Here is a 26,200-nt window from a genome sequence, read left to right on the forward strand (position 1 = left end):
ATGATGTGTCGTGCCGGTTGCGGTGCCTGTTGCATCGCCCCTTCGATCAGTTCACCCATTCCGGGGATGCCCCAAGGCAAACCTGCGGGCATGCGGTGCATTCATCTGGATGAGCGCTATTACTGTCTTTTGTTCGGTTTGCCGGAGCGCCCAGCCGTTTGTGCCTCATTCGCCGCAGATGCTGAGGCGTGTGGCAGTAGTCGAGATGAGGCGATCAGGTTTATTGGATGGCTTGAGCAGCAAACGGCCTGAATAGCCTGTGATGCTGCAGAAACGAAAAAGGCTGCCCTGAGGCAGCCTTTTCGAAGTGCGGCGACTTACTTCTTGATGTCGCGCTGCACAGGGCCGGTATACAGCTGGCGCGGACGGCCAATCTTGTAGGGGCCGGAGAGCATTTCCTTCCAGTGCGAGATCCAGCCGACGGTACGCGCCAGGGCGAAGATCACGGTGAACATGCTGGTCGGAATACCGATCGCCTTGAGGATGATACCCGAATAGAAATCGACGTTCGGGTACAGCGAGCGCTCGATAAAGTACTGATCGGTCAGGGCAATCTCTTCCAGGCGCATGGCCAGTTCCAGCTGCGGGTCGTTGGTGATACCCAGCTCGGCCAGCACTTCGTCGCAGGTCTGCTTCATCACGGTGGCGCGCGGGTCGCGGTTCTTGTAGACCCGGTGACCGAAGCCCATCAGCTTGAACGGATCGTCCTTGTCCTTGGCCTTGGCAATATAAGCGTCGATGTTATCCACGCTGCCGATCTCGTCCAGCATTGCCAGTACAGCTTCGTTGGCGCCGCCGTGGGCCGGGCCCCAGAGCGCAGCGATGCCGGCTGCGATACAGGCAAACGGGTTGGCACCCGAGGAGCCTGCCAGACGAACGGTGGAGGTCGATGCGTTCTGCTCATGGTCGGCATGGAGGATAAAGATCTTGTCCATGGCCTTGGCCAGTACCGGGCTGATCGGTTTGATCTCGCACGGGGTGTTGAACATCATGTGCAGGAAGTTTTCCGCGTAATTCAAGTCGTTGCGCGGATACATCATCGGCTGACCCATGGAGTACTTATAGGTCATGGCAGCGATGGTCGGCATCTTGGCGATCAGGCGCATGGCCGAGACTTCGCGGTGATGCGGGTTCTTGATGTCCAGCGAGTCGTGATAAAAGGCGGAAAGCGCGCCTACCACGCCGCACATGATGGCCATCGGGTGGGCATCGCGGCGGAAGCCGTTGAAGAAAGTCTTGAGCTGCTCGTGAACCATGGTGTGGTTCTTGATGGTGCTGACGAAAGCCGCTTTCTGGTCGGCATTCGGCAGTTCGCCATTGAGTAGCAGGTAGCAGGTCTCGAGGTAGTCGGACTGTTCGGCCAGTTGCTCGATCGGGTAGCCACGGTGCAGCAGAATGCCCTGGTCGCCATCGATATAGGTAATCTTCGACTCGCACGAAGCCGTGGACATGAAGCCGGGGTCGAAGGTGAAGCGCCCGGTAGCGGTCAGGCCGCGTACGTCGATGACATCGGGACCAACGGTGCCGGTTAAAATAGGCAGGTCTACGGGGGCGTTGCCCTCGATGATCAACTGCGCTTTTTTGTCAGCCATGTTTGGCCTCCTAGTTATGCTTGGAATCATCTGACAGCCCCCCACGCAGGGCCCGCACCACTATAGTGAGATAAATGCGAATGTCAATTTGCGAAAACCCAGCTGGCAGAAGGGTTTGGGCGCTATTTTAGGCTCTAAAAAGCACCCATTTACGTGATTATCGAGCGCTCTGCAATCAGCATTTAGGTAGGGGGGTTTGCGTTGTCATTAGCGACCTAACTGTCTATACTCTGCGCCCGACCACCAAGGGCTTTGCGCCCGATTCAGGTGGTTGTCACTCCTTGGGTGATGGGTACCTGACCAGTGCACTTCCCGACAACTTTGCCCTGATAGTTAGGGGCTCTCAGTGTGATAAAAAAGCCGTGAATAGCCAACGACCTGTAAACCTCGACCTTAGGACTATCAAGCTTCCTATTACTGGCGTTACGTCATTCCTTCACCGGGTTTCTGGAATTATTCTGTTCTTCGGCATTGCCGTGCTGCTGTTCGGGCTCGACAAGTCGCTGACGTCCGCAGAAGATTTTGCCGAGGTGAAAGAGTGCTTGACCAGCCCGCTGGCCAAGTTCGTGATCTGGGGATTGCTGTCCGCTCTGCTGTATCACTTGGTGGCCGGAGTACGCCACTTGATCATGGATATGGGTATCGGTGAGACGCTGGAAGGCGGCAAGCTGGGCTCGAAAATCGTTATCGTCGTTTCGGCGATCCTGATCGCATTGGTGGGGGTATGGGTATGGTAACCAACGTCACGAATTTTTCGCGTTCGGGCCTCTATGACTGGATGGCGCAGCGTGTGTCTGCGGTCGTTCTCGCAGCCTATGTGGTGTTTCTGCTGGGTTATATCGTGTGCAACCCGGGTATGGGTTATACCGAATGGCAGGCGTTGTTCTCCAATAATGCGATGCGCATTTTCAGTCTGCTGACACTGGTGGCGCTTAGCGCTCACGCCTGGGTCGGTATGTGGACAATTTCCACCGACTACCTGACGCCAATGGCGCTGGGTAAGTGGGCGACTGTGGTGCGTTTTCTGTTTCAGGCGGCGTGTGGCATAGCCATGTTTACGTTTTTCGTCTGGGGTGTGCAGATTTTTTGGGGTAACTGATTCATGACTAGCATCCGTACACTCTCTTACGACGCCATCATCATTGGCGGCGGCGGCGCCGGCATGCGTGCCGCACTGCAACTGTCTCAGGGCGGCCACAAAACCGCCGTGGTGACCAAGGTTTTCCCGACGCGCTCGCACACTGTGTCGGCCCAGGGTGGCATCACCTGCGCCATCGCTTCGGCCGATCCGAACGACGATTGGCGCTGGCACATGTACGACACCGTCAAGGGCTCCGACTATATCGGTGACCAGGACGCGATTGAATATATGTGCTCCGTTGGTCCGGAAGCTGTGTTCGAGCTCGAACACATGGGTCTGCCATTCTCCCGTACCGAGCAGGGCCGCATCTATCAGCGTCCTTTCGGTGGTCAGTCGAAAGACTTCGGTAAGGGTGGTCAGGCTGCACGCACCTGCGCTGCAGCTGACCGTACCGGTCACGCACTGCTGCACACCCTGTACCAGGCCAACCTGAAGAACGGTACCTCGTTCCTCAATGAGTGGTATGCGGTCGATCTGGTGAAGAACCAGGACGGCGCCATTGTCGGCGTGATCGCCATCTGCATCGAAACCGGCGAAACCGTTTATATCCGCTCCAAGGCCACCGTGCTGGCCACTGGCGGTGCTGGGCGTATCTATGCCTCCACCACCAATGCCCTGATCAACACTGGCGACGGCGTGGGCATGGCCCTGCGTGCTGGCGTACCGGTGCAGGACATCGAAATGTGGCAGTTCCACCCGACTGGCATCGCCGGTGCCGGCACCCTGGTGACCGAAGGTTGCCGTGGTGAAGGTGGCTACCTGATCAACAAGCATGGCGAGCGTTTCATGGAGCGCTATGCGCCGAACGCCAAAGACCTGGCTGGCCGCGACGTGGTTGCGCGCTCCATGGTCAAGGAAATCATCGCCGGCAACGGCTGTGGTCCGGATGGCGATCACGTGATGCTCAAGCTCGACCACCTGGGTGAGGAAGTGCTGCACAGCCGCCTGCCAGGTATCTGTGAGCTGTCCAAGACCTTCGCCCACGTCGATCCGGTTGTAGCGCCGATCCCGGTTGTGCCGACCTGCCACTACATGATGGGCGGCGTGCCGACCAACATCCACGGTCAGGCCATCACCCAGGATGCCAACGGCAAGGACAAGATCATCGACGGTCTGTTCGCTGTAGGCGAAGTCGCCTGCGTATCGGTGCACGGTGCCAACCGTCTGGGCGGTAACTCGCTGCTCGACCTTGTGGTGTTTGGTCGCGCTGCTGGTCTGCACCTGGAAAAGGCCCTGAAAGAAGGCGTCGAGTACCGTGGTGCCTCGGCAACCGATCTGGAGCAATCGCTTGCTCGTCTGGCGGGCGTTAACCAGCGCACCACCGGCGAAGACGTGGCGCCGCTGCGTAAAGAGCTGCAAACCTGCATGCAGAACTACTTCGGTGTGTTCCGCACCGGTGAGTACATGCAGAAAGGTATCGAACAACTGGTCGACCTGCGTGAGCGGATCGCGACTGTCAAGATCGCGGACAAGAGCCAGGCGTTTAACACTGCGCGTATCGAAGCGTTGGAACTGCAGAACCTGCTGGAAGTGGCCGAAGCAACTGCCATCGCCGCTGAAGGCCGGAAGGAATCGCGCGGCGCTCACGCCCGTGAAGATTTCGAAGAGCGAGATGATGAGAACTGGCTGTGCCATTCCATGTATTTCGCGGGTGAGAAGCGCGTTGGCAAGCGTGCGGTCAACTTCTCGCCGAAGACAGTTCCGACGTTTGAACCCATGGTTCGGACTTATTAAGGGTGCCTGATATGTTGCAAGTCAGTGTCTATCGCTACAACCCGGAGCAGGATGCTGCTCCGTTCATGCAGGATTTCCAGGTCGACACCGGTGGCAAGGACATCATGGTTCTTGACGTGCTGGCGCTGATCAAGGAACAGGATGTGACCTTTTCCTACCGTCGCTCCTGCCGCGAAGGAGTCTGTGGCTCCGACGGCATGAACATCAACGGTAAGAATGGTCTGGCCTGCATCACGCCGCTGTCGGCGACCGTGAAGAACAACAAGCTGGTGATTCGCCCGCTGCCCGGTCTGCCAGTCATTCGTGACCTGGTGGTCGACATGAGCATCTTCTACAAGCAATACGAGAAGGTGCAGCCGTTCCTGCAGAACGATACCCCGGCTCCGGCCATCGAGCGTCTGCAGTCGCCTGAAGACCGCGAGAAGCTGGACGGTCTGTACGAGTGCATCCTGTGCGCATGCTGCTCCACCAGCTGCCCGTCGTTCTGGTGGAACCCGGACAAGTTCCTGGGCCCGGCAGCACTGCTGCAGGCCTACCGGTTCCTGGCCGACAGCCGTGACACCAAGACCAACGAGCGTCTGGCGTCGCTGGATGATCCGTTCAGTGTGTTCCGTTGCCGCGGCATCATGAACTGCGTGAACGTATGCCCCAAGGGTCTTAATCCGACAAAGGCCATCGGTCATGTACGTAACATGCTGCTGCAGAGCGGTACCTGAGACAGTAATTGCTTGAACCGTTGCACCCACAGCGCTGGTCCTGACCAGCGCTGTGGTTTATAGCCAAAGTCGTAGCCCACAAAGCCACGGCTTAATTTGAAAAATAACGACCAGCAGGGGCATCCGGGCTGGTACCCGGACTATCTGCGGAACTCGTGGTGGCTTCAGCAAGTCGCTGCTTTATGACTGCTAAAGCGCACGCCGAGTCTACGCCGGTGGTGTCCCCTTACCGAGGGTGACCAAGCATGCAAGAAAGTGTGATGCAGCGCATGTGGAACAGTGCCCACCTATCCGGTGGTAACGCTGCATATGTGGAAGAGCTCTATGAGCTTTACCTGCACGATCCCAACGCTGTGCCAGAAGAATGGCGCACTTACTTCCAGAAGCTGCCTGCTGACGGCAGCGCTGCTACCGACGTATCGCATTCGACGATCCGTGATCATTTCGTTTTGCTTGCCAAGAACCAGCGTCGCGCCCAACCGGTTTCTGCCGGCAGCGTGAGCAGCGAGCACGAAAAGAAGCAGGTTGAAGTGCTGCGTCTGATTCAGGCCTACCGCATGCGTGGCCACCAGGCTGCCAAGCTCGACCCGTTGGGTCTGTGGCAGCGTCCGGTGCCGGCCGATCTGGCCATCAATCACTACGGCCTCACCGATGCTGATCTGGACACCACCTTCCGTACGGGTGGTCTGGCGATTGGCAAGGAAGAGGCTACTTTGCGTGAAATTCGCGATGCGTTGCAGCAGACATATTGCCGCACCATCGGCTCCGAGTTCACTCACATCGTCGATTCCGAACAGCGCAGCTGGTTCCAGCAGCGTCTGGAAAGCGTACGTGGTCGCCCGCAGTTCTCGGCCGAGGTGCAAAGCCACCTGCTTGAGCGTCTGACTGCTGCCGAGGGCCTGGAAAAATACCTGGGCACCAAGTACCCGGGCACCAAGCGCTTCGGTTTGGAAGGTGGCGAGAGCCTGATCCCGCTGCTGGACGAAATCATCCAGCGCTCGGGTTCCTACGGTACCAAGGAAATCGTGATCGGCATGGCCCACCGTGGCCGCCTCAACGTACTGGTCAACACCTTCGGCAAGAACCCGCGCGATCTGTTCGACGAGTTTGAAGGCAAGAAAGTCGAAGGTCTGTCGTCCGGTGACGTGAAATATCACCAGGGCTTCTCCTCCAACGTGATGACCACCGGCGGCGAAGTTCACCTGGCCCTGGCGTTCAACCCGTCGCACCTGGAAATTGTTTCGCCGGTAGTTGAGGGTTCGGTCCGCGCTCGTCAGGATCGCCGCAACGATGCCAGCGGCGACAAGGTACTGCCCATCTCCCTGCACGGCGACGCTGCCTTTGCCGGCCAGGGTGTGGTGATGGAAACCTTCCAGATGTCGCAGACCCGTGCTTACAAGACGGGTGGCACGATCCATATCGTGATCAACAACCAGGTTGGTTTCACCACCAGCCGTGCTGAAGACTCGCGCTCCACTGAATATGCCACCGACGTGGCGAAAATGATTCAGGCGCCGATTCTCCATGTTAATGGTGATGATCCGGAAGCCGTGCTGTTCGTGACTCAGATGGCCATCGATTACCGCATGCAGTTCAAGCGTGACGTGGTGATCGACCTGGTTTGCTACCGCCGTCGTGGTCACAACGAGGCCGACGAGCCAAGCGGTACCCAACCGCTGATGTACCAGCAGATCGCCAAGCAACGCACCACCCGTGAGCTCTATGCTGACGCGCTTGTCGGTGTTGCCAGCCTGTCGGCTGACGAGGTGCAGGCCAAGATCGACGAGTACCGTACTGCGCTGGACAATGGCCAGCACGTGGTCAAGAGCCTGGTCAAGGAGCCCAACAAGGAACTGTTCGTCGACTGGCGTCCGTACCTGGGGCACACCTGGACCGCGCGTCACGACACGCGCTTCGAGCTCAAGACCCTGCAGGAACTCTCCAACAAGCTGTTGGAAATTCCGGAAGGCTTTGTGGTGCAGCGCCAGGTCGCGAAGATTCTCGAAGACCGCCAGAAGATGGGCGCCGGTGCGCTGCCGATCAACTGGGGCTACGCCGAGACCATGGCTTACGCTACCTTGCTGCTCGAAGGGCACCCGGTACGGATTACCGGTCAGGACGTCGGTCGTGGCACCTTCTCGCACCGCCATGCGGCGCTGCACAACCAGAAGGACGCGCAGACCTATCTGCCGCTGAAAAACCTGTACGAAGGTCAGCCACGTTTTGACCTGTATGACTCCTTCCTCTCGGAAGAGGCCGTACTGGCGTTCGAATACGGCTACGCCACCACCATGCCCAATGCACTGGTGATCTGGGAAGCGCAGTTCGGCGATTTCGCCAACGGTGCCCAGGTGGTGTTCGACCAGTTCATTTCCAGTGGCGAGCACAAGTGGGGCCGTCTGTGTGGCCTGACCATGCTGCTGCCGCACGGCTATGAAGGGCAGGGCCCGGAGCACTCGTCGGCACGTCTGGAGCGTTACCTGCAGCTGTGCGCCGAGCACAACATTCAGGTAGCGGTACCGACCACGCCGGCGCAGATCTACCACCTGTTGCGTCGTCAGGTCATTCGCCCGCTGCGCAAGCCGTTGGTCGTATTGACGCCGAAGTCGCTGCTGCGCCACAAATTGGCGATCTCGACCCTGGAAGACCTTTCCGAAGGCTCGTTCCAGACGGTCATCCCGGAAGTCGACGCGATCGACCCGAAGAAGGTAGAGCGCATCGTGCTGTGCAGCGGCAAGGTCTATTACGACCTGCTGGAAAAGCGTCGCGCGGAATCTCGTGAAGATATCGCGATCGTACGTATCGAGCAGCTGTATCCGTTCCCGGAAGACGATCTGGCCGAGGTGCTCGCACCTTACAAGAACGTCAAGCACATCGTTTGGTGTCAGGAAGAGCCGATGAACCAGGGCGCGTGGTACTGCAGCCAGCATCACATGCGTCGTGTCGCCACTGCTCACAAGAAGTCGCTGGTTCTGGAGTACGCCGGTCGTGATGCTTCGGCAGCACCGGCCTGTGGTTATGCGTCGATGCACGCCGAGCAGCAGGACAAACTGCTGCAAACGGCTTTCACCATTTAACGCCTTCGCGCAGCGGGCGGTCGCGTGAGACCGCCCCATAGAAGAAACCGAATTTAAGGAATTACTGAAAATGGCTATCGAGATCAAAGCCCCTACCTTCCCGGAATCGGTTGCCGACGGCACCGTTGCCACCTGGCACAAGAAGCCGGGCGACGCAGTCAAGCGTGATGAGCTGATCGTCGACATCGAAACCGACAAGGTTGTGATCGAAGTGCTGGCTGAGGCCGACGGCGTGCTGGCCGAAATCATCAAGAACGAAGGCGACACCGTTCTTTCCAACGAACTGCTGGGCATGTTGGGCGAGGGCGGTGCTGCCGCTGCTGCACCTGCTGCGGCCCAGGCCGCTGCTCCGGCAGCCGCGCCGGCTGCTTCCGCAGCTGCTGCTGATGATCAGATCCTGTCGCCGGCCGCGCGCAAGCTCGCCGAAGAAAACGGCATCGATCCGAATAGCATTGCCGGCACTGGCAAGGGTGGTCGTGTGACCAAGGAAGACGTGGTCGCAGCCGTCGAAGCCAAGAAGAACGCCCCGGCAGCAGTTGCCAAGCCAGCGGCTGCCCCCGCTGCTGCACCGGTTTTCGCCGCAGGTGATCGCGTCGAGAAGCGTGTGCCGATGACCCGCCTGCGGGCCAAGGTTGCCGAGCGTCTGGTCGAAGCCCAGTCGACCATGGCCATGCTGACCACCTTCAACGAAGTCGACATGACCGAAGTCATGGCGCTGCGCTCGAAGTACAAAGACCTGTTCGAGAAGAGCCACAACGGCGTACGCCTGGGCTTCATGTCGTTCTTCGTCAAGGCCGCTACCGAAGCGCTGAAGCGTTTCCCGGCAGTCAACGCCTCGATCGACGGTTCCGACATTGTCTATCACGGCTACTCCGATATCGGTGTTGCCGTATCCAGTGACCGCGGTCTGGTGGTTCCGGTGCTGCGCAACGCCGAGCTGATGAGCCTGGCCGAGATCGAAGGCGGCATCGCCAACTTCGGTAAGAAAGCCCGTGACGGCAAACTGTCGATCGAAGAAATGACCGGCGGCACCTTCACCATCACCAACGGTGGTACCTTCGGTTCGATGATGTCGACCCCGATCGTCAACCCGCCGCAGGCTGCGATCCTGGGCATGCACAACATCCTTCAACGTCCGATGGCCATCAATGGCCAGGTCGTGATTCGCCCGATGATGTACCTGGCACTGTCCTACGATCACCGTCTGATCGATGGCAAGGAAGCCGTGAGCTTCCTGGTGACCATCAAGAACCTGCTGGAAGATCCGGCTCGTCTGCTGCTGGATATCTAAAAATCAGCGGCAAGCTGCACGTCTCAAACGGCGCGTTGCGCTGCTTTGACCTGCGGCTTGCCGCTTGACGCTTAAGGCTTAGGAGAAAGTTATGACCCAGAAATTCGACGTGGTTGTCATCGGTGCCGGTCCTGGCGGTTATGTAGCTGCCATCAAGGCCGCTCAGCTTGGCCTCAAGACTGCTTGCATCGAGAAGTACCAGGACAAGGAAGGCAAGGTCGCCCTGGGCGGTACCTGCCTGAACGTTGGTTGCATCCCGTCCAAGGCGCTGCTGGACAGCTCCTGGAAATACTACGAAGCCAAAGAAGGCTTCGCCATTCACGGTATCGAAGCCAAAGGCGTGAGCATTGACGTGCCGGCCATGGTGGCGCGCAAGTCGAACATCGTGAAGAACCTGACCGGCGGCGTGAGCACCCTGTTCAAGGCCAACGGTGTGACCCTGCTCGAAGGTCACGGCAAGCTGCTGGCTGGCAAGCAGATCGAAGTTACTGGCCTGGACGGCAAGACTCAGCTGGTTCAAGCCGAGAACGTGATCATCGCTTCCGGCTCCAAGCCAATCGACATTCCGCCTGCTCCGGTTGACCAGGACGTGATCGTCGACTCCACCGGCGCCCTGGAATTCCAGAGCGTACCCAAGTCCCTCGGCGTGATCGGCGCTGGCGTGATTGGCCTGGAGCTGGGCTCGGTATGGGCCCGTCTGGGCGCTGAAGTCACTGTGATCGAAGCTCAGGACAAGTTCCTGCCGGCGGCGGACGAGCAGATCGCCAAGGAAGCCATGAAGACCTTCACCAAGCAGGGTCTGAAAATTCGTCTGGGCGCTCGTCTGACCGCATCCGAAGTGAAGAAGAAGCAGGTGACTGTCAGCTTCACCGACGCCGATGGCGAACAGAAGATGACCTTCGACAAGCTGATCGTCGCGGTTGGCCGTCGTCCGGTGACCACCGACCTGCTGGCAGCCGACAGCGGCGTGACCCTGGACGAGCGTGGTTTCATCTACGTCGACGACCAGTGCGCCACCAGCGTGCCGGGTGTGTATGCCGTGGGTGACGTGGTGCGCGGCGCGATGCTGGCCCACAAGGCCTCGGAAGAGGGCGTGATGGTTGCCGAGCGCATCGCTGGCCACAAGGCCCAGATGAACTACGACCTGATTCCGTCAGTCATCTATACCCATCCGGAAATCGCGTGGGTCGGCAAGACCGAGCAGCAACTCAAGGCTGAAGGCGTTGCAGTCAACGTCGGCACCTTCCCGTTCGCGGCCAGCGGCCGTGCCATGGCTGCCAACGACACTGGCGGTATGGTCAAGGTAATCGCTGATGCCAACACCGACCGCGTTCTGGGTGTACACGTGATTGGTCCAAGCGCGGCCGAGCTGGTACAGCAAGGCGCAATCGGCATGGAGTTCGGTACCAGCGCCGAAGACCTGGGCATGATGGTCTTCTCGCACCCGACACTTTCCGAAGCCCTGCACGAAGCTGCACTGGCGGTGAATGGCGGCGCCATCCACATCGCCAACCGCAAGAAGCGCTAAGCAGTCGTAAGGTTCGCCCCGGCTATCGCTGGGGCGGGCTCAAGAACCACGTCGGGCGGCCCGCATGCTGTGCGGAATGTTCGGCGGATTGCTCACGAAGCAATCACAGGTGGCGCGGCACTTTTGTGCAGCGCCGAATGCGCAATACCTAAACGAAGACGGTAGACAAGCATGAATCTCCACGAGTATCAGGGTAAGCAGCTGTTCGCTGAATACGGCCTGCCCGTATCCAAAGGCTTCGCGGTAGACACTCCGGAAGAAGCCGCAGCAGCCTGCGACAAAATCGGTGGCACCGAGTGGGTCGTCAAGGCTCAGGTCCACGCTGGCGGCCGCGGTAAAGCGGGCGGCGTGAAGCTGGTCAAGAGTAAAGAAGACGCCAAGGCATTCGCTGCCAACTGGCTGGGCAAGCGCCTGGTGACTTACCAGACTGACGCCAATGGCCAGCCGGTCACCAAGATCCTGGTTGAGTCCTGCACCGACATCGCCAAGGAACTGTACCTGGGCGCCGTTGTTGACCGCTCCAGCCGTCGCATCGTGTTCATGGCGTCCACTGAAGGTGGCGTGGACATCGAGAAAGTGGCTCACGACACCCCTGAGAAGATCCTCAAGGCGACCATCGATCCGCTGGTTGGCGCGCAGCCGTTCCAGGGCCGTGAGCTGGCATTCCAGCTGGGTCTGGAAGGCAAGCAAGTTGCTCAGTTCGCGAAGATCTTCGTGGGTCTGGCCAAGCTGTTCAAAGACCACGACCTGGCCCTGCTGGAAGTCAACCCGCTGGTTATCAAGGCTGACGGCGACCTGCACTGCCTGGATGCCAAGATCAACATCGACGCTAACGCGATGTATCGCCAGCCGAAGCTGAAAACCTTCCACGATCCGTCCCAGGACGATCCGCGTGAAGCCCACGCTGCCAAGTTCGAACTGAACTACGTAGCGCTGGAAGGCAACATCGGCTGCATGGTCAACGGTGCTGGCCTGGCCATGGGTACCATGGACATCGTCAACCTGCACGGTGGCAAGCCAGCCAACTTCCTCGACGTAGGTGGCGGCGCAACCAAAGAGCGCGTGACCGAAGCCTTCAAGATCATCCTGTCCGACAGCAACGTTGCTGCCGTTCTGGTGAACATCTTCGGCGGCATCGTACGTTGCGACATGATTGCCGAAGGCATCATCGGCGCCGTAAAAGAAGTCGGCGTGAAAATCCCGGTTGTCGTCCGTCTGGAAGGCAACAACGCTGAGCTGGGCGCTAAAGTCCTGGCAGAAAGCGGCCTGAACATCATCGCGGCAACCAGCCTGACCGACGCTGCTCAGCAAGTCGTCAAAGCTGCGGAGGGCAAATAATGAGCGTCCTGATCAATAAAGACACCAAGGTTATCTGCCAGGGCTTCACCGGCTCCCAGGGTACCTTCCACTCCGAACAAGCCATTGCCTACGGCACCAAGATGGTTGGCGGCGTGACCCCCGGTAAAGGCGGCACCACTCACCTGAACCTGCCGGTGTTCAACACCGTCAAGGAAGCTGTGGAAGCCACTGGCGCCACTGCTTCGGTGATCTACGTTCCGGCTCCGTTCTGCAAAGACTCGATCCTGGAAGCGGCATTCGGCGGTATCAAGCTGATCGTCTGCATCACCGAAGGCATCCCGACCCTGGACATGCTGGACGCCAAGGTCAAGTGCGACGAGCTGGGCATCACCCTGATCGGCCCGAACTGCCCAGGTGTTATCACCCCGGGCGAGTGCAAGATCGGCATCATGCCAGGCCACATCCACCTGCCAGGCAAAGTAGGCATCGTGTCGCGTTCCGGCACCCTGACTTACGAAGCCGTCAAGCAGACCACTGACGCCGGTTTCGGTCAGTCCACCTGCGTCGGCATCGGCGGTGACCCGATTCCGGGCTCCAACTTCATCGACATCCTGAAGTTGTTCCAGGAAGACCCGCAGACCGAAGCGATCGTCATGATCGGTGAGATCGGTGGTTCGGCCGAAGAAGAAGCGGCTGCCTACATCAAGGCCAACGTGACCAAGCCGGTGGTGTCCTACATCGCTGGTGTGACCGCTCCGGCGGGCAAGCGTATGGGCCATGCTGGCGCCATCATCTCCGGCGGTAAAGGCACTGCGGACGAGAAGTTCGCTGCGCTGCAGGACGCGGGTGTGAAAACCGTGCGTTCCCTGGCCGACATCGGTAAGGCACTCGCCGAGCTGACCGGTTGGGAAGTGAAGAACGCTTAAGCGTTCTCGCTTGCCAGAGAGGCCACCCTCGGGTGGCCTCTTGCATTTACGGCTGACAACTGTCGCTCAGGCGATTGCAGGTTGTTCGACCGTCATAGCAGCAGTTGCTACCGCGAATGCGTCAGGCGCGCTGCCGCGTGGGATGCCACCAAAAGTGGCTGGCCGCGCATCAGGGCTTCAGCTCACCGGCTGGGCGACGTTTCCCCAATCCTTCGGGAAACCCTCGGAACTCATAACTTTCTGCCAGTGGTATTCCCTTCTATGACTCGTTTGAAAGGCTCGGATCTCCTAGCCCTTGGCTTTATGACCTTTGCCCTGTTTCTGGGCGCAGGCAACATCATTTTCCCCCCGAGCGCCGGTATGGCGGCCGGGGAACATATGGGCACCGCTGCCCTGGGCTTTCTGCTCACCGGCGTTGGTCTACCCCTGCTGACCATCGTGGCCCTGGCCCGTGTCGGCGGTGGCATGGCGCTGCTGACTGCGCCTCTAGGCAAGACGGCGGGCCTGCTGCTGGCTGTGGCAGTGTACCTGGCGATTGGCCCGCTGTTCGCGACGCCGCGTACCGCTGTGGTGTCCTTCGAGATGGGCATCGCACCTTTTACCGGTAACACCGGCCTGTCCCTGGGGCTCTATACCCTGGCGTACTTCGCCGCGGTAATTCTGCTGTCGCTCAACCCGGGGCGTCTGGTCGACCGCATCGGCAAGTTCATCACCCCGGTGCTGCTGGCCGCGCTGTTGGTGCTGGGTGGTGCTGCGCTGTTAAGCCCGGCCGGCGAGGTCGGCGCAGTTGCTGTCGATTACCAGCAGGCGCCTTTCGTGCAGGGCTTTCTGCAGGGCTACCTGACCATGGACACCTTGGGGGCGCTGGTTTTCGGCATCGTGATCGCCACGGCGATCCGCGACCGCGGGGTGACCGAGCAAGCGCTGATCACTCGCTATTCGGTGATCGCCGGGGTGATCGCCGCCACCGGGTTGTCCCTGGTTTACCTGGCGCTGTTCTACCTGGGCGCGACCAGTCAGGGCATCGCCGGTGAGGCGCAAAATGGTGTGCAGATCCTCAGCGCCTATGTGCAGCACACCTTCGGCACCACCGGTAGCCTGCTTTTGGCCGTGGTGATCACCCTGGCGTGCCTGACCACGGCGGTGGGCCTGCTGACGGCCTGTGGCGAATTTTTCAGCGGCCTGCTGCCGGTGTCCTATCGCGTCGTGGTGGTGGCTCTGGGGGTATTCAGTTTGCTGGTCGCCAATCAGGGGCTGACGCAGTTGATCAGCGTCTCGGTGCCGGTGCTGGTTGGCTTGTATCCCCTGGCTATCGTTCTGGTAGCCCTGAGCCTGTGCGATCGCCTGTGGCTGTCGCCGCGCCGTGTGTTTGTCCCGGTGATGGCTGTGACCCTGGTATTTGGCGTCGTGGATGGTTTTGCTGCGGCTGGCTTCTCCAACCTGGTACCGACGCTGTTCAGCAAGCTGCCGTTGGCCGAGCAGAGCCTGGGTTGGCTGTTGCCGGTACTGCTGACCCTGGTGGTCGCCTGTGTGGCTGATCGGCTAGTGGGGCGTACGCCCGCAGCTGTCGCCTGAGCCAGTGACGTGCTGCCCAGGTGGGCGGGGGCGTCAAGCCCATTGGCGCAGCACTGCTCTTGTTGTGTGGGCGGTGTGCAGAAAGCAGCTTTTTCTGGCCGGGCAGGGCGCCTGGCTGGCTATAATCGAGCACTGGCCAACAAGGAGTTTCCATGCCGCTCGATTCAGCCTACCTGCCACATTTGATTGCCGTGACCTGGTTTGTGATCTGCTGGGTCGGCTATACCCGCTACGCCCAGCACAAGGGCCGTACTACGCCCTGTCTGGCCAGTGTCTTGCACCTCTATCGAGAAGACTGGATGCGGCGGATGCTCCTGCGTGATAACCGCATTGCCGATGCCAATGTGATCGGCAACCTTGAGCGTAATGCCTCCTTCTTCGCGTCCAGCACGCTGATTATTCTGGCGGGTATTCTCACCGTGCTCGGTGCGTCCGACCGTGCGGTGTCGCTGCTCGCCGATCTGCCGTTCGTGCAGGCGGTCAGCCGAGAAATGTCCGAGGCCAAGTTGCTGTGTCTTGGGGTGGTGTTCGTTTATGCCTTCTTCACATTTAGTTGGTGCATGCGCCAGTACAACTTTGCTGCGGTATTGGTTGGTTCAGCGCCGATGGTGGGCGAGCGCCACGTTACCGAGCAGGAGCGCAAGGCGTTTGCCGAGCGCACCGCACGGGTCATCTCGATGGCGGCCAACCAGTTCAACTACGGTCTGCGCGCCTACTATTTCGGTATGGCCACGCTCGCCTGGTTTATCAGTCCCTGGTTTTTCATAGCCGTGACCACAGGCGTGGTTCTGGTACTGCATCGTCGCGAGTTCCATTCCGACGTGCTGGATGTCATGGTCTATACCCCTACACCCACGGCAGAGCCTGCCAAGGAGAAAAGCGAATGAGCATCCCATTCTGGTGTCTGTTCATCACGGCGCTGCTGATCTATGTGGCCAAGATTCCCGTGGCCAAAGCCATGAACGCCGAAGCCGGCGGTTATGACAATCAGCACCCTCGTGCTCAGCAGGCGAAACTGACCGGTCTGGGGGCGAGGGCACTCGCTGCGCACCTCAATACCCTGGAGATTTTCCCGTTGTTCGCCGCCGGTGTACTGATGGCTCATGTCACTCAGATGTATGGCGGCTGGGTCGATGCGCTGGCCGTGCTGTTCGTCATCGCCCGGGTTCTGTACCTGGTGTTCTACTGGCAGAACCTGCACTGGCAGCGTTCGCTGGTCTGGATCCTTAGCCTGCTGTGCTGTTTGCTGTTGATGCTCAGCCCGGCGGTACGCTGGCTAATAGTCAGCGCCTGAACGCAGAAAGGCCCGCATCAGCGGGCCTTTCTATTTGCAGCGTACTCGTTGAGCGGCGATCAGTTGCCGTCAATTGCATCTTTAGCTTCGTCGCCTGCATCTTGAATCGCTTCGCCAGCGTCTTCAGCGGCGGCTTCTATTTTCTCGCCAGTGGTCGGCTCGTTACCGGTCACTTCATTGGATTTTTGCTTGATCGCGTCACCGGTATCTTCAGCCGCATCACCCAGCGATTCCATCGCTTCGGAAACGGACTCCTTGGCGGACTCCATCTTGTCTTCCGGGGTTTTTTCGCAAGCGGCCAGGCCCAGAGTGAGGGCGAACAGCAGGGCGTAGGTCAGCGGTTTTTGCACGGTTGTTTCTCCATAAGATACGGGTACGGGCAATGTTCATGCTCGCTGCCCTTGGAGGGCGTGCAACGTCCGAAGTTCCTTGGCTATTCAGGGCAAGGATGGGGGAGTGGGTAAGGCAGCCTGCTGGTCGCACGCTGCCTGAGTGGATTACTGCTGATTGGTTGGTGGTGGCGAGACCGGCTGCTGCGCAGCAGGTGCAGCGTCGCGGCTTTCTTCGGCACGCTGTTCGGCAGCTTCGGCTTCCTCGGCGGTCGCGTCATTTTGCGCTTCAGCCGCGTCGTTCATGGATTCCTCGGCGTCGTTCATCGACTCCTGGGCTTCCTCGCGGGATTCCTGAGCGTCTTGCGCGCTGTTTTCAGCAGCGTTGTCGCAGGCGGCCAGGCCAAGCGTGGCGGCGAGCAGTAGGGCATAAGCGGCATTTTTAGTCATGGATAATCTCCTTGGAATTAGTGTGTCCACGACTTTTTCGAGGCGCTCGGGCTGGCGTAAGTTCAGGGTATTTGTGTCTGCCAGGTATGATGCCGGCCTGGAATTTCTGTTTTGGCGAACCTGAGCATGAGTGACTCCCCTTTACATCAGCGTGCCCAGCGCTTTCTGAGCGCGTTGCGCCATTGCCAGGTACTGGGTATGCAAGTGCAGCACGCCGGTCCTGCAGGGTTGACCCTTCGCCTGCCCTACAGTCAGCAGATTATCGGCAACCCGGATACGGGCGTAATCCACGGCGGGGCCATCACCACCTTGATGGACACCACCTGCGGGATTTCCACCATTTGCGTGCTGGAAGATTTCGAGATCTGTCCGACGCTCGACTTGCGCATCGACTACATGCACCCGGCCGAACCGCACAAGGATGTGTTCGGCTTCGCGGAGTGTTACCGCGTCACACCCCATGTGATCTTTACCCGCGGTTATGCCTATCAGGATGATCCTGAGCAACCCATCGCCCATGTTGTCGGGGCATTTATGCGCATGGGCAAGGTTGCTCCTGTACAGCGGCCACGGGAGAGTAAGGCATGACTACGCCCTCGCTCGACGAGCTGGTGCGCGATGCCCACGCACGCAACGATTACAGCCAGCTGATTGATTTGATTCCCTACGCTCGGCTGCTGGGTATCGAATGCTTGCGCCTTGGCGACGACATGGTGCTGCGTTTGCCGGCCAACCGCGACACCATAGGCAACCCGATGCTTCCGGCCATACACGGTGGGGTGATTGCAGGCTTCATGGAGCAGGCCGCGTTGTTGCACCTGCTGATGTTCATGGGCAGCCCACATTTTCCGAAAATCATCGACTTCTCGATAGATTACCTGCGTGCGGGTCATTATCGTGACACCTACGCCCAGTGTCAGGTGTGGCGACAGGGTCGCCGTGTCGCCAATGTCGCGATCACCGCCTGGCAAACCAATCAGACCGAGCCCATTGCCACGGCACGTGCCCACTTCAAGGTCGATGAAGCCTGAGGTGCGGGCGCAATGGCTCGTCTGTAAGCAGTAAGGACAGGAAATGGATGCGTTGCTGATCCTCGGGGGATTGTTGCTGATCCTGGCGGGGCTGGTCTGGTTGGTGATGCGTGCCTTCGCCACCAGTTTGTTGTGGGGGTGGGGCAGCCTGATTCCGCCACTGACCCTGGTCTATGTGGTGCGTCATTGGCGCAATGCGCGTCAGGCTGTTGCTCTGCTCGCGCTGGGGTTCATTCCGTTGATCGTTGGTCTGACCCTGCTGGCCAGTCACGATGCGCAGCGTCTGGCCGCAATTCTCAGCTTGCAATGGTTGCAGCCGCAGGCCCAGCAGACGCCAGACCTGGCGATCCAGTTGAGCGGTGAACTACACGGGCAACCCTTCATGCCGCAGCAGGGCGAATTGATCGATGGCGTATTGAGCCTGCGCGAGGGCCAGGATTTCTTTGCCAGCCGCGAGGTGATCATTCGCTTGCCGCGTCAGCCCCAGGAGGGCAGCATCCGCGTGGATGTACTGCCCACCGATAGCGGCACCTTGCCCGAAGTGGAAATCAGCTGGCTTTTGCCCGAGCAGGAGTTGCCCGAGGCGCGCCGGCTTAGCCATGGCTATACCCTGCATCTGGATCTGCGTGCCGTGGAGCCTAACCGGCTGCAGGGCGATTTTCACCTGGTCTTGCCGCCCCCATTGCGCACCACCTTGAGTGGGCAGATCGAGGTCTATCGCGACGGTTTACGCTATCAGGATGGGCAGGTCGACCTGCAGGTCGACTCGATGGATACCCTGGCCTATGTGGTACGCGATTATCTGCAGCGCCGCTTCACCACGCGTCAGGTACGCCTTGAGCCTTTGCATACGGTCAGCTTGGCTGCCGATCCTCTACCGCTTGAGATCTCTGCCGTGATCAATGGTCAGTCACAAGTACTGGCGCTAGCGCTAAGCAAGCGCAACGGCCGTGGCTGGGCAGTGGTTGGCGACAGCTACCCGGCGTTGCCGGACGTCGAGCAATCCGCAAGCGCTGCCGTTGCAGTTGTGCCGCAAGCGCCCGCGCCCAAGCGGATCGCGCGCCCGGTTGATCGGCGCTTACGCTTCGACCTCGACGGCCTGCTGCGCCGCCCCGATCACTACCAGAACCTGGCCATGCGCGCGCAAACTGTCCGCGGCGGCCAAGCCGAGGGCCGCTTCCAGGGTATCGACAGTGAAGGCCGGATTGTTCTACGCCCAGAAAGGGAAGGGCCGGGCGAAGTGAGTTACGCCCTGCGCCCCGAGGAAATCAGCCAGTTGGTGCTGCTTGAGCCGTGAGTGAAGCCCGCTGGACTTGAAAAATGCTACTCAGCCCCCACCTTGGTGACACCTGCCGCGTTGCGGCTTCGTCAACAAAGTGGAGTAAGAGAGCATGAGTGTGGAAACTCAAAAAGAAACCCTGGGCTTCCAGACCGAGGTGAAGCAACTGCTGCACCTGATGATCCATTCGCTGTATTCAAACAAAGAAATCTTTCTGCGTGAGCTGATTTCCAACGCCTCGGATGCCAGCGACAAGCTGCGTTTCGAAGCCCTGGCCAAGCCTGAGCTGCTCGAAGGCGGTGCCGATCTGAAAATTCGCATCAGCTTCGACAAGGACGCCAAGACCGTCACCCTCGAAGATAATGGCATCGGCATGAGCCGTGAAGACGCGATTACCCACCTGGGCACCATCGCCAAGTCCGGCACCGCCGACTTCATGAAACACCTGACCGGCGACCAGAAGAAGGACTCGCACCTGATCGGTCAGTTCGGTGTGGGTTTCTACTCCGCGTTTATCGTTGCCGACCAGGTCGAGGTCTTCAGCCGCCGTGCAGGTAGCCCGGCCAGCGAAGGCGTGCACTGGTCGAGCAAGGGCGAGGGTGAGTTTGAAGTCGCCACCATCGACAAGCCTGAGCGCGGCACGCGCATCGTTCTGCACCTGAAAGCGGCCGAAGACGAGTTCGCCGATGGCTGGCGCCTGCGCAACATCATCAAGAAGTACTCCGACCATATCGCCCTGCCGATCGAGTTGCCGAAAGAGCAGCAGGGCGAAGACGCGCCTGCAGAAACCGAGTGGGAAACCGTCAACCGTGCCAGCGCCCTGTGGACCCGCCCGCGTACCGAGATCAAGGACGAGGAATACCAGGAGTTCTACAAACACATCGGTCATGATTTCGAGAACCCGCTGAGCTGGAGCCACAACAAGGTTGAAGGCAAGCTGGAATACAGCTCGCTGCTCTACGTGCCGGCCCGTGCGCCGTTCGACCTGTATCAGCGCGAAGCGCCGCGCGGTCTGAAACTCTACGTACAGCGCGTCTTCGTCATGGATCAGGCCGAGTCCTTCCTGCCGCTGTACCTGCGCTTTATCAAAGGCGTGGTCGACTCCAATGACCTGTCGTTGAACGTTTCTCGCGAAATCCTGCAGAAAGACCCGATTATCGATTCGATGAAATCGGCGCTGACCAAGCGTGTGCTGGACATGCTGGAGAAACTGGCGAAGAACGAACCCGAGCAGTACAAGGGCTTCTGGAAGAACTTCGGCCAGGTGCTCAAGGAAGGTCCGGCGGAAGATTTCGCCAACAAGGAGAAGATCGCCGGTCTGCTGCGTTTCGCTTCCACGCGTACTGAAGACGGCGAGCAAAGCGTCGGTCTGGGCGAGTACGTCGCGCGCATGAGCGAAGGCCAGGACAAGGTTTACTACCTCACTGGCGAGTCCTTCGCCCAGGTCAAGAACAGCCCGCACCTGGAGGTCTTCCGCAAGAAAGGCATCGAAGTGCTGCTGCTCACCGACCGCATCGACGAGTGGCTGATGAGCTACCTGACCGAGTTCGATGGCAAGCAGTTCGTCGACGTGGCCCGTGGCGATCTGGACCTCGGCAAGCTGGATTCGGAAGAAGACAAGAAGGCTCAGGAAGAAGTCGCCAAGGCTAAAGAAGGCCTGGTCGAGCGCCTGAAAGGTGCACTGGGTGAACAGGTTGCCGAGGTGCGGGTGTCTCATCGCCTGACCGACTCGCCGGCCATCCTGGCCATCGGCGAACAGGACCTTGGTTTGCAGATGCGCCAGATCCTCGAAGCCAGCGGGCAGAAGGTGCCGGATAGCAAGCCGATCTTTGAGTTCAACCCTAGCCACCCGTTGATCGAGAAGCTGGATGCAGAGCCAGACGAAGACCGTTTCGCCGACCTCAGCCACATCCTCTTCGATCAAGCCGCCCTGGCTGCCGGCGATAGCCTGAGAGATCCGGCTGCCTACGTGCAGCGCCTGAACAAGCTGTTGGTGGAACTCTCCGCCTAAGCCCCGTTGGTCGAAAAGCCCGCTTCGGCGGGCTTTTTTGTGCGGCATCAGGCCTTGGCCTTGATTGACAAGCCCGCACCACTCGTTTGAGATGGTGGCATTTCGCTAGGGCATGGACCATGCCAGTGCAGTCCTGCTTGGGGTGGTATGTCATTTCTTCATCAGATGTTTCTCTCGGACGCTGATCCCAGCGTTCTCGTGCTCAGCAGTCACGACCCGGTGTTGGTGATCCTGTCCCTGTGTATTGCCGTGTTCACATCGGGCATGGCCCTCCAACTGGCCGGTGAAGCCCGTGATACCAGCAGTCTATTTGCCCGCCAGGCGATCATCCTGACCGTCTCCCTGGCGCTGGGGGCTGGCATCTGGGCCATGCACTTTCTCGGTATGTTGGCATTCGAGCTCTGCGCCACGGTGCGTTTCGATCTGGGCGTGACCTTGTGGTCGATGCTGCCCAGCCTTGGCGCATCCTGGGTGGCCCTGAGCCTGCTGGCCAGGCGTGACCTCAGTGGCAGACAACTGTGTGTCGGTGGCGTATTGGTGGGTGCTGGCATTGGTGCCATGCACTACAGCGGTATGGCCGCCATGCAGATGACGCCTTTGCTGCGTTACGACCCCTGGATGTTCGCGCTGTCGATTGTCGTGGCGGTGGGCTTGGCCATTCTCGCCCTGTGGGTGCGCTTCGGTCTGCAAAATCGACTGCCGGCACGTTGGGCGCTGGGTATCAGCGCCCTGGTGATGGGGCTGGCGATCAGCGGTATGCACTATGTCGGCATGGCGGCTGCGCGCTTTGTCGGGGTGGCCGAGTCGCCGGTGCCGATGAGCATCATGGACAGTGGCTACATTGCGACCGCCATTACCTTGATCACCGTGACTCTGGCGGTGTTTGTCGTGGCGACCAACGCACTCCTGCGGTACCGCCGCCTGAGCCTGCAGCTGCAGGCCAGCGAGCAGCACCTGCGCTCGATTTTCGACACGGCGTTCGATGCCATTCTGACCATTGACCATAGCGGTACCATTTGCTCGGCAAACCGCGCCGTGACGCGGTTGTTTGGTTGGCACCCCAAGCAACTGATCGGTCAGTCAATGGACCAGTTGCTCAGCCCGGAGCACGCGCAGATGCTCGGCGGACATCTGCGTGACTATGTGCAAAGCGGGCTAAGGCGCTTACCCAGCAGCGAGCTGGAGCTGACGTGCAAGGGCCGCGATGGTCAGGAGCAGCCGGTGCGTATCAGCATCGGCATCACCCAGAATAAGCAACGCCCGCTGTTTGTGGTGTTCGTCACCGATATCACCGAGCGCAAGCAGATGGAGCGCTCCATCCGCGAAAGCGAACAGCAGTACCGTTCGTTGATCAGTAATATCCCCGGCGTCTCTTTTCGCTGCCTGCTCGATGACGACTGGAGCATGATCTTCATCAGCGACGCGGTGCAGGCCCTGACCGGCTGGAGCGCGGAAGACTTCACCAGCCGACGTCAGTCAATTGCGGCGCTGTACCACCCAGACGATTACCAGCCGACCGTCGAACAGGTGCAGGCAGCCATCAAGCAAGGGCGCAATTACACCGTTGAGTACCGTTTGCTTGATCGCCAGGGCCGCGAGCATTGGATCTGGGAAAGTGGCAGCACCGTGTGCGATGAGGCGGGCGTGCCGCGCTGGATCGACGGTGTATTGCTTGAGCAGACCGAAACCAAGCTGCGCAACGCCGAATACGAAGGCAAGGTGAATGCGTTCAGCAGGGCCATGGCCATGGTCGAGTTCGACCTGCAGGGGTATCTCCTGACGGCTAACGAGAATGCTTTGGCGATTCTCGGCTATCCACTCGAACAGATCGTCGGCGTCCATCACCGAGAATTCTGCGACCCGCACTATGCAGCAAGCGATGACTACATTGCCTTTTGGGATGACTTGCGGGCGGGCATGTTCAAGGCGGGTGAGTTTTTGCGGATTGGGCAGGGCGATAAGCAGTTCTGGATTCAAGCCAGTTACAACCCGATCCTGGATACGGATGGCAAGCCGTTCAAGGTCGTCAAGCTGGCCTCCGACCTGACCCCACGGCGCCTGATGGAGCAGGAGATGCGTGTCGCCCGTGATCGTGCCGAGGCCGCTGCCGCGGCGCGCAGCAGTTTCCTGGCGAACATGAGTCACGAAATCCGCACGCCAATGAACGCCATCATTGGTTTCACCGAGCTGTTGATCAATACACCGTTATCCGATACGCAGCGTCGACACCTGCAAACCGTACAGCACTCATCACGCTCGCTGCTCGGGCTGCTCAACGACATCCTCGATACGGCCAAGCTGGATCGCGGCGCGGTCGAGTTGGAAGTACGGGATTTTTCACTGCGTGAGTTATGCGGGCAGGTCTGTACGGCCCAGCGATTGAACGCCGAGAACAAGGGGCTGAAGCTGTTGCTTGAGTACCCGACTCAGGTCGAGGAGTTTTTCTGCGGCGATGCGCTGCGTCTACAGCAGGTCCTGACCAATCTGCTTGGCAATGCGGTCAAATTCACGCATGCCGGTGAGGTCTGCGTACGGGTTCAGGGCGAACCGGATGCCATGCGTATTACGGTCGAAGATACCGGTATCGGTATCGCTGCAGATCGTCTGGAAAAGATTTTCGAGCCGTTTGCCCAGGCGGATGCGTCCATGAGTCGGCGTTTCGGCGGCACGGGCTTGGGTACGACCATTTCTCGGCAACTGGTGGAGCTTATGGGCGGCCGGCTGCGGGTTGAGAGCACGCTGGGTGTGGGTAGCCGTTTTTCTATTGAGCTGCCGTTGCGGGCGGGTAAGCAGTTGGCGCCACAGCCGCGTCAGGTGATGCCGCAGTTGCGCGCGTTGAATATTCTGGCGGCCGATGATGTGGAGCAGAATCTGGAGCTGCTGCAGCTGACATTGCAACAGCTGGGACACCAAGTGACCGGCGTCGTCGATGGGCAGGCTGCTGTCGATGCCTTTGCCTCTGGTCACTACGACCTGATCCTGATGGATGTGCAAATGCCTCAGGTCGACGGGCTGGAAGCCACCCGGCGGATTCGCGCCCATGAGGCGATACACCGACGCGACGCCATACCGATTATCGCGTTGACAGCCAGTGTGCTTGACCACGATCGCCAGGCCGCTCTGGATGCTGGAATGAATGGCTTTGCCAGCAAACCACTGGTGCTCGATGCATTGCTCGGGGAAATGGCGCGCCTCACTGGTCAGCTTGATCAGCATGCAGACGTGTCGGTGGTTCAGCATCAGCCTGCCGATGCTTTGTTCGATTGGGGGCGAGGCGCGCAGCTGTGGGGCGGGCCGGTGCGAATGGCCGCTGCCATCCAGCGCTTTCTCGATGAGCAGGGTGCGGAGGTCAAGCAATTGCATGTATTGGTCGCCGCGGGTGAATGGGAGGTTGCGCGTAGCCTGGTTCATCGCCTGCGAGGCACTGCTGCCAATTTGGCCCTGACACACTTGGCACGCCTGGGCGAAGCCCTGGAATATGCCCTCGGTCAGACTGAAAAACCTCGCGTGCAGGCACTCCTGCAAGAGCTCTCAAGGGCGTTTCAGGCCGTAGCCGCTGCGGTGCCAGTGCTGCCGTTGGCACCTTATGAGGACGAAGCCCCGGGACCTGCGGCTGCGGACTTGCTGGCGGCTATCCAGCGTCTGCGTCTGGCGGTGGTGCGTGGCGGGCTGGATGATCAGGCTCTGGCACTGTTAATTCAGAGCCCGGCGCAGGATGAGACGTTCAGCAAGGCACGTGAGCGCGTTCGCCACGCCCTCGACGATTTTGATTTTGACCGGGCCCTTGCTGGGTTGGATGACCTGTTGCGACAGATGCACGATGAGGACATACCGTCACCATGATGACTTCCACCGACACCCGACCGCAGCTGTTGCTGGTCGATGACGAGGCGACCAACCTGCAGGTGCTGCGTCATATTCTGCAGGACGACTACCGTCTGTTGTTCGCCAAGGATGGGCAGAAAGCTCTGGAAATGGCTGCCCGTGAGCAGCCCGAGCTGATCCTGCTGGACGTTATGATGCCTGGCATGACCGGTTACGAGGTGTGCGCCCGGATCAAGGCCGAACCTGCCTTGCAGGATATTCCGGTGATTTTTGTCACGGCCCTTGCTGATATCGACGATGAGGCGCGCGGTTTTGAGGTGGGCGCGGTGGATTACATCACCAAACCGGTCAGCCCTGCGATCGTCCGGGCGCGGGTACGTACGCACCTGTCGCTGGTGCGCCTGGACGAGCTCAAGCGTACGCGCCTGCAGATTGTCCAGCGTCTGGGTATGGCGGCCGAGTACAAGGACAACGAGACGGGCCTGCATGTGATCCGCATGAGCCACTTTGCCCGGGTACTGGCGCGGGCGGCAGGCTTTAGCGAGGCCGCTGCCGATGAACTGCTGAATGCCGCGCCCATGCATGATGTCGGCAAGATCGGTATCCCCGACGCGGTGTTGCGCAAGCCCGGCAAGCTCGACAGTGAGGAGTGGACGATCATGCGTGGGCATGTCGAGATAGGTGCGCGGATCATCGGTGAACACGCCAGCGGCCTGCTCAAGACAGCCCAGATCATTGCCTTGACGCACCATGAAAAGTGGGATGGCAGTGGTTACCCCAATGGGCTGCGCGGGGAGGCGATTCCCATCGAGGGGCGTATCGTGGCGATTGCCGATGTGTTCGATGCGCTGACCAGCGTGCGCCCCTACAAGGCGGCCTGGTCGATCGAGGATGCAGTGGCCTTGTTGCGCGAAGAAAGCGGCCGGCATTTTGATCCGCAACTGGTTGAGCTGTTTATCGAGCAGTTGCCGGCCATTCTCGAGATCAAGGCGCGCTGGGCCGAGCACGCTTGAGTCGTATGACATCTTTGGTTGAAAAAGGGCAGGGCGCCGACCTTGGTGTTAGCGGTGTGACGGTCTATGGTTGACGTTCACCTTCGCTT

Annotated in this window: 22 protein-coding genes; 19 read left to right on the forward strand and 3 right to left on the reverse strand. The window is 59.7% G+C overall.

The features are described 5' to 3' along the window. Positions 1 to 252 (forward strand): YkgJ family cysteine cluster protein, encoded by a 252-nt coding sequence (locus BMW49_RS02470; protein WP_083251662.1) that lies wholly within the window; start codon positions 1 to 3, stop codon positions 250 to 252. Positions 253 to 317: 65 nt separating this feature from the next. Here BMW49_RS02470 and gltA read toward each other — a convergent pair whose 3' ends face one another. Continuing rightward, positions 318 to 1,592: a citrate synthase gene (gene gltA, locus BMW49_RS02475; RefSeq protein ID WP_069516682.1), complete on the reverse strand. Its 1,275-nt coding sequence runs from the start codon at positions 1,590 to 1,592 to the stop codon at positions 318 to 320. A 362-nt stretch (positions 1,593 to 1,954) separates the two neighbouring features. Between gltA and sdhC the strand changes: the two genes are divergently transcribed. The 12 genes from sdhC to BMW49_RS02535 all read left to right on the forward strand — a co-directional run bounded on the left by sdhC (position 1,955) and on the right by BMW49_RS02535 (position 16,173). After that, positions 1,955 to 2,329 (forward strand): succinate dehydrogenase, cytochrome b556 subunit, encoded by a 375-nt coding sequence (gene sdhC / locus BMW49_RS02480; protein ID WP_069516946.1) that lies wholly within the window; start codon positions 1,955 to 1,957, stop codon positions 2,327 to 2,329. Next, positions 2,323 to 2,691, forward strand: coding sequence for a succinate dehydrogenase, hydrophobic membrane anchor protein (gene sdhD / locus BMW49_RS02485; RefSeq protein WP_069516945.1), 369 nt, complete (start codon positions 2,323 to 2,325; stop codon positions 2,689 to 2,691). Before sdhC ends, sdhD begins: the two co-directional genes overlap by 7 nt. A 3-nt stretch (positions 2,692 to 2,694) precedes the next feature. Then, entirely contained in the window at positions 2,695 to 4,467 is a 1,773-nt protein-coding gene (gene sdhA / locus BMW49_RS02490; RefSeq protein ID WP_069516681.1) for a succinate dehydrogenase flavoprotein subunit, read from the forward strand. Positions 4,468 to 4,478: 11 nt separating this feature from the next. Next, complete coding sequence (locus BMW49_RS02495; RefSeq protein WP_069516680.1) at positions 4,479 to 5,183, forward strand: succinate dehydrogenase iron-sulfur subunit; 705 nt, start codon at positions 4,479 to 4,481, stop codon at positions 5,181 to 5,183. A 245-nt stretch (positions 5,184 to 5,428) separates the two neighbouring features. Further along, complete coding sequence (locus BMW49_RS02500; protein WP_069516679.1) at positions 5,429 to 8,260, forward strand: 2-oxoglutarate dehydrogenase E1 component; 2,832 nt, start codon at positions 5,429 to 5,431, stop codon at positions 8,258 to 8,260. 70 nt (positions 8,261 to 8,330) lie between these two features. Continuing rightward, entirely contained in the window at positions 8,331 to 9,551 is a 1,221-nt protein-coding gene (gene odhB / locus BMW49_RS02505) for a 2-oxoglutarate dehydrogenase complex dihydrolipoyllysine-residue succinyltransferase (protein WP_069516678.1), read from the forward strand. Between the two features lie 91 nt (positions 9,552 to 9,642). Next, positions 9,643 to 11,079, forward strand: coding sequence for a dihydrolipoyl dehydrogenase (gene lpdA / locus BMW49_RS02510; RefSeq protein ID WP_069516677.1), 1,437 nt, complete (start codon positions 9,643 to 9,645; stop codon positions 11,077 to 11,079). A gap of 171 nt (positions 11,080 to 11,250) precedes the next feature. Continuing rightward, the gene (gene sucC, locus BMW49_RS02515) at positions 11,251 to 12,417 is read left to right on the forward strand and encodes an ADP-forming succinate--CoA ligase subunit beta (protein WP_069516676.1); all 1,167 of its coding nucleotides are present in this window, start codon (positions 11,251 to 11,253) and stop codon (positions 12,415 to 12,417) included. Next, positions 12,417 to 13,304, forward strand: coding sequence for a succinate--CoA ligase subunit alpha (sucD, locus tag BMW49_RS02520; protein WP_069516675.1), 888 nt, complete (start codon positions 12,417 to 12,419; stop codon positions 13,302 to 13,304). The genes sucC and sucD overlap by 1 nt, the downstream gene beginning before the upstream one ends. A 261-nt stretch (positions 13,305 to 13,565) precedes the next feature. After that, positions 13,566 to 14,879 (forward strand): branched-chain amino acid transport system II carrier protein, encoded by a 1,314-nt coding sequence (gene brnQ, locus BMW49_RS02525; protein ID WP_069516674.1) that lies wholly within the window; start codon positions 13,566 to 13,568, stop codon positions 14,877 to 14,879. A gap of 152 nt (positions 14,880 to 15,031) precedes the next feature. Next, on the forward strand, positions 15,032 to 15,766 hold the full coding sequence (locus tag BMW49_RS02530; RefSeq protein WP_069516673.1) for a DUF599 domain-containing protein: 735 nt from the start codon (positions 15,032 to 15,034) through the stop codon (positions 15,764 to 15,766). Beyond that, positions 15,763 to 16,173 (forward strand): MAPEG family protein, encoded by a 411-nt coding sequence (locus BMW49_RS02535; protein WP_069516672.1) that lies wholly within the window; start codon positions 15,763 to 15,765, stop codon positions 16,171 to 16,173. Before BMW49_RS02530 ends, BMW49_RS02535 begins: the two co-directional genes overlap by 4 nt. Positions 16,174 to 16,232: 59 nt before the next feature. Here BMW49_RS02535 and BMW49_RS02540 read toward each other — a convergent pair whose 3' ends face one another. Both BMW49_RS02540 and BMW49_RS02545 read right to left on the reverse strand, forming a co-directional pair. Further along, positions 16,233 to 16,523, reverse strand: coding sequence for an outer membrane protein assembly factor BamD (locus BMW49_RS02540; protein WP_069516671.1), 291 nt, complete (start codon positions 16,521 to 16,523; stop codon positions 16,233 to 16,235). A 147-nt stretch (positions 16,524 to 16,670) separates the two neighbouring features. Continuing rightward, positions 16,671 to 16,952: a hypothetical protein gene (locus BMW49_RS02545; RefSeq protein WP_069516670.1), complete on the reverse strand. Its 282-nt coding sequence runs from the start codon at positions 16,950 to 16,952 to the stop codon at positions 16,671 to 16,673. A 126-nt stretch (positions 16,953 to 17,078) separates the two neighbouring features. Here BMW49_RS02545 and BMW49_RS02550 point away from each other — a divergent pair, with 126 nt between their 5' ends. From BMW49_RS02550 to BMW49_RS02575, 6 genes are all read left to right on the forward strand, one after another. Continuing rightward, positions 17,079 to 17,540, forward strand: coding sequence for a PaaI family thioesterase (locus tag BMW49_RS02550; protein WP_069516944.1), 462 nt, complete (start codon positions 17,079 to 17,081; stop codon positions 17,538 to 17,540). Continuing rightward, complete coding sequence (locus BMW49_RS02555) at positions 17,537 to 17,983, forward strand: PaaI family thioesterase (RefSeq protein ID WP_069516669.1); 447 nt, start codon at positions 17,537 to 17,539, stop codon at positions 17,981 to 17,983. Before BMW49_RS02550 ends, BMW49_RS02555 begins: the two co-directional genes overlap by 4 nt. A 43-nt stretch (positions 17,984 to 18,026) precedes the next feature. Further along, positions 18,027 to 19,280, forward strand: coding sequence for an MFS transporter (locus BMW49_RS02560; RefSeq protein ID WP_069516668.1), 1,254 nt, complete (start codon positions 18,027 to 18,029; stop codon positions 19,278 to 19,280). A 94-nt stretch (positions 19,281 to 19,374) separates the two neighbouring features. Next, the gene (gene htpG, locus BMW49_RS02565; RefSeq protein WP_069516667.1) at positions 19,375 to 21,273 is read left to right on the forward strand and encodes a molecular chaperone HtpG; all 1,899 of its coding nucleotides are present in this window, start codon (positions 19,375 to 19,377) and stop codon (positions 21,271 to 21,273) included. 147 nt (positions 21,274 to 21,420) lie between these two features. Then, complete coding sequence (locus tag BMW49_RS02570) at positions 21,421 to 25,116, forward strand: PAS domain S-box protein (RefSeq protein WP_069516666.1); 3,696 nt, start codon at positions 21,421 to 21,423, stop codon at positions 25,114 to 25,116. Then, positions 25,113 to 26,111, forward strand: coding sequence for a response regulator (locus BMW49_RS02575; RefSeq protein ID WP_069516665.1), 999 nt, complete (start codon positions 25,113 to 25,115; stop codon positions 26,109 to 26,111). Before BMW49_RS02570 ends, BMW49_RS02575 begins: the two co-directional genes overlap by 4 nt. Positions 26,112 to 26,200 lie beyond the last annotated feature (89 nt).

The sequence above is a fragment of the Pseudomonas cuatrocienegasensis genome, assembly GCF_900110925.1.
Taxonomy (GTDB): domain Bacteria; phylum Pseudomonadota; class Gammaproteobacteria; order Pseudomonadales; family Pseudomonadaceae; genus Aquipseudomonas; species Aquipseudomonas cuatrocienegasensis.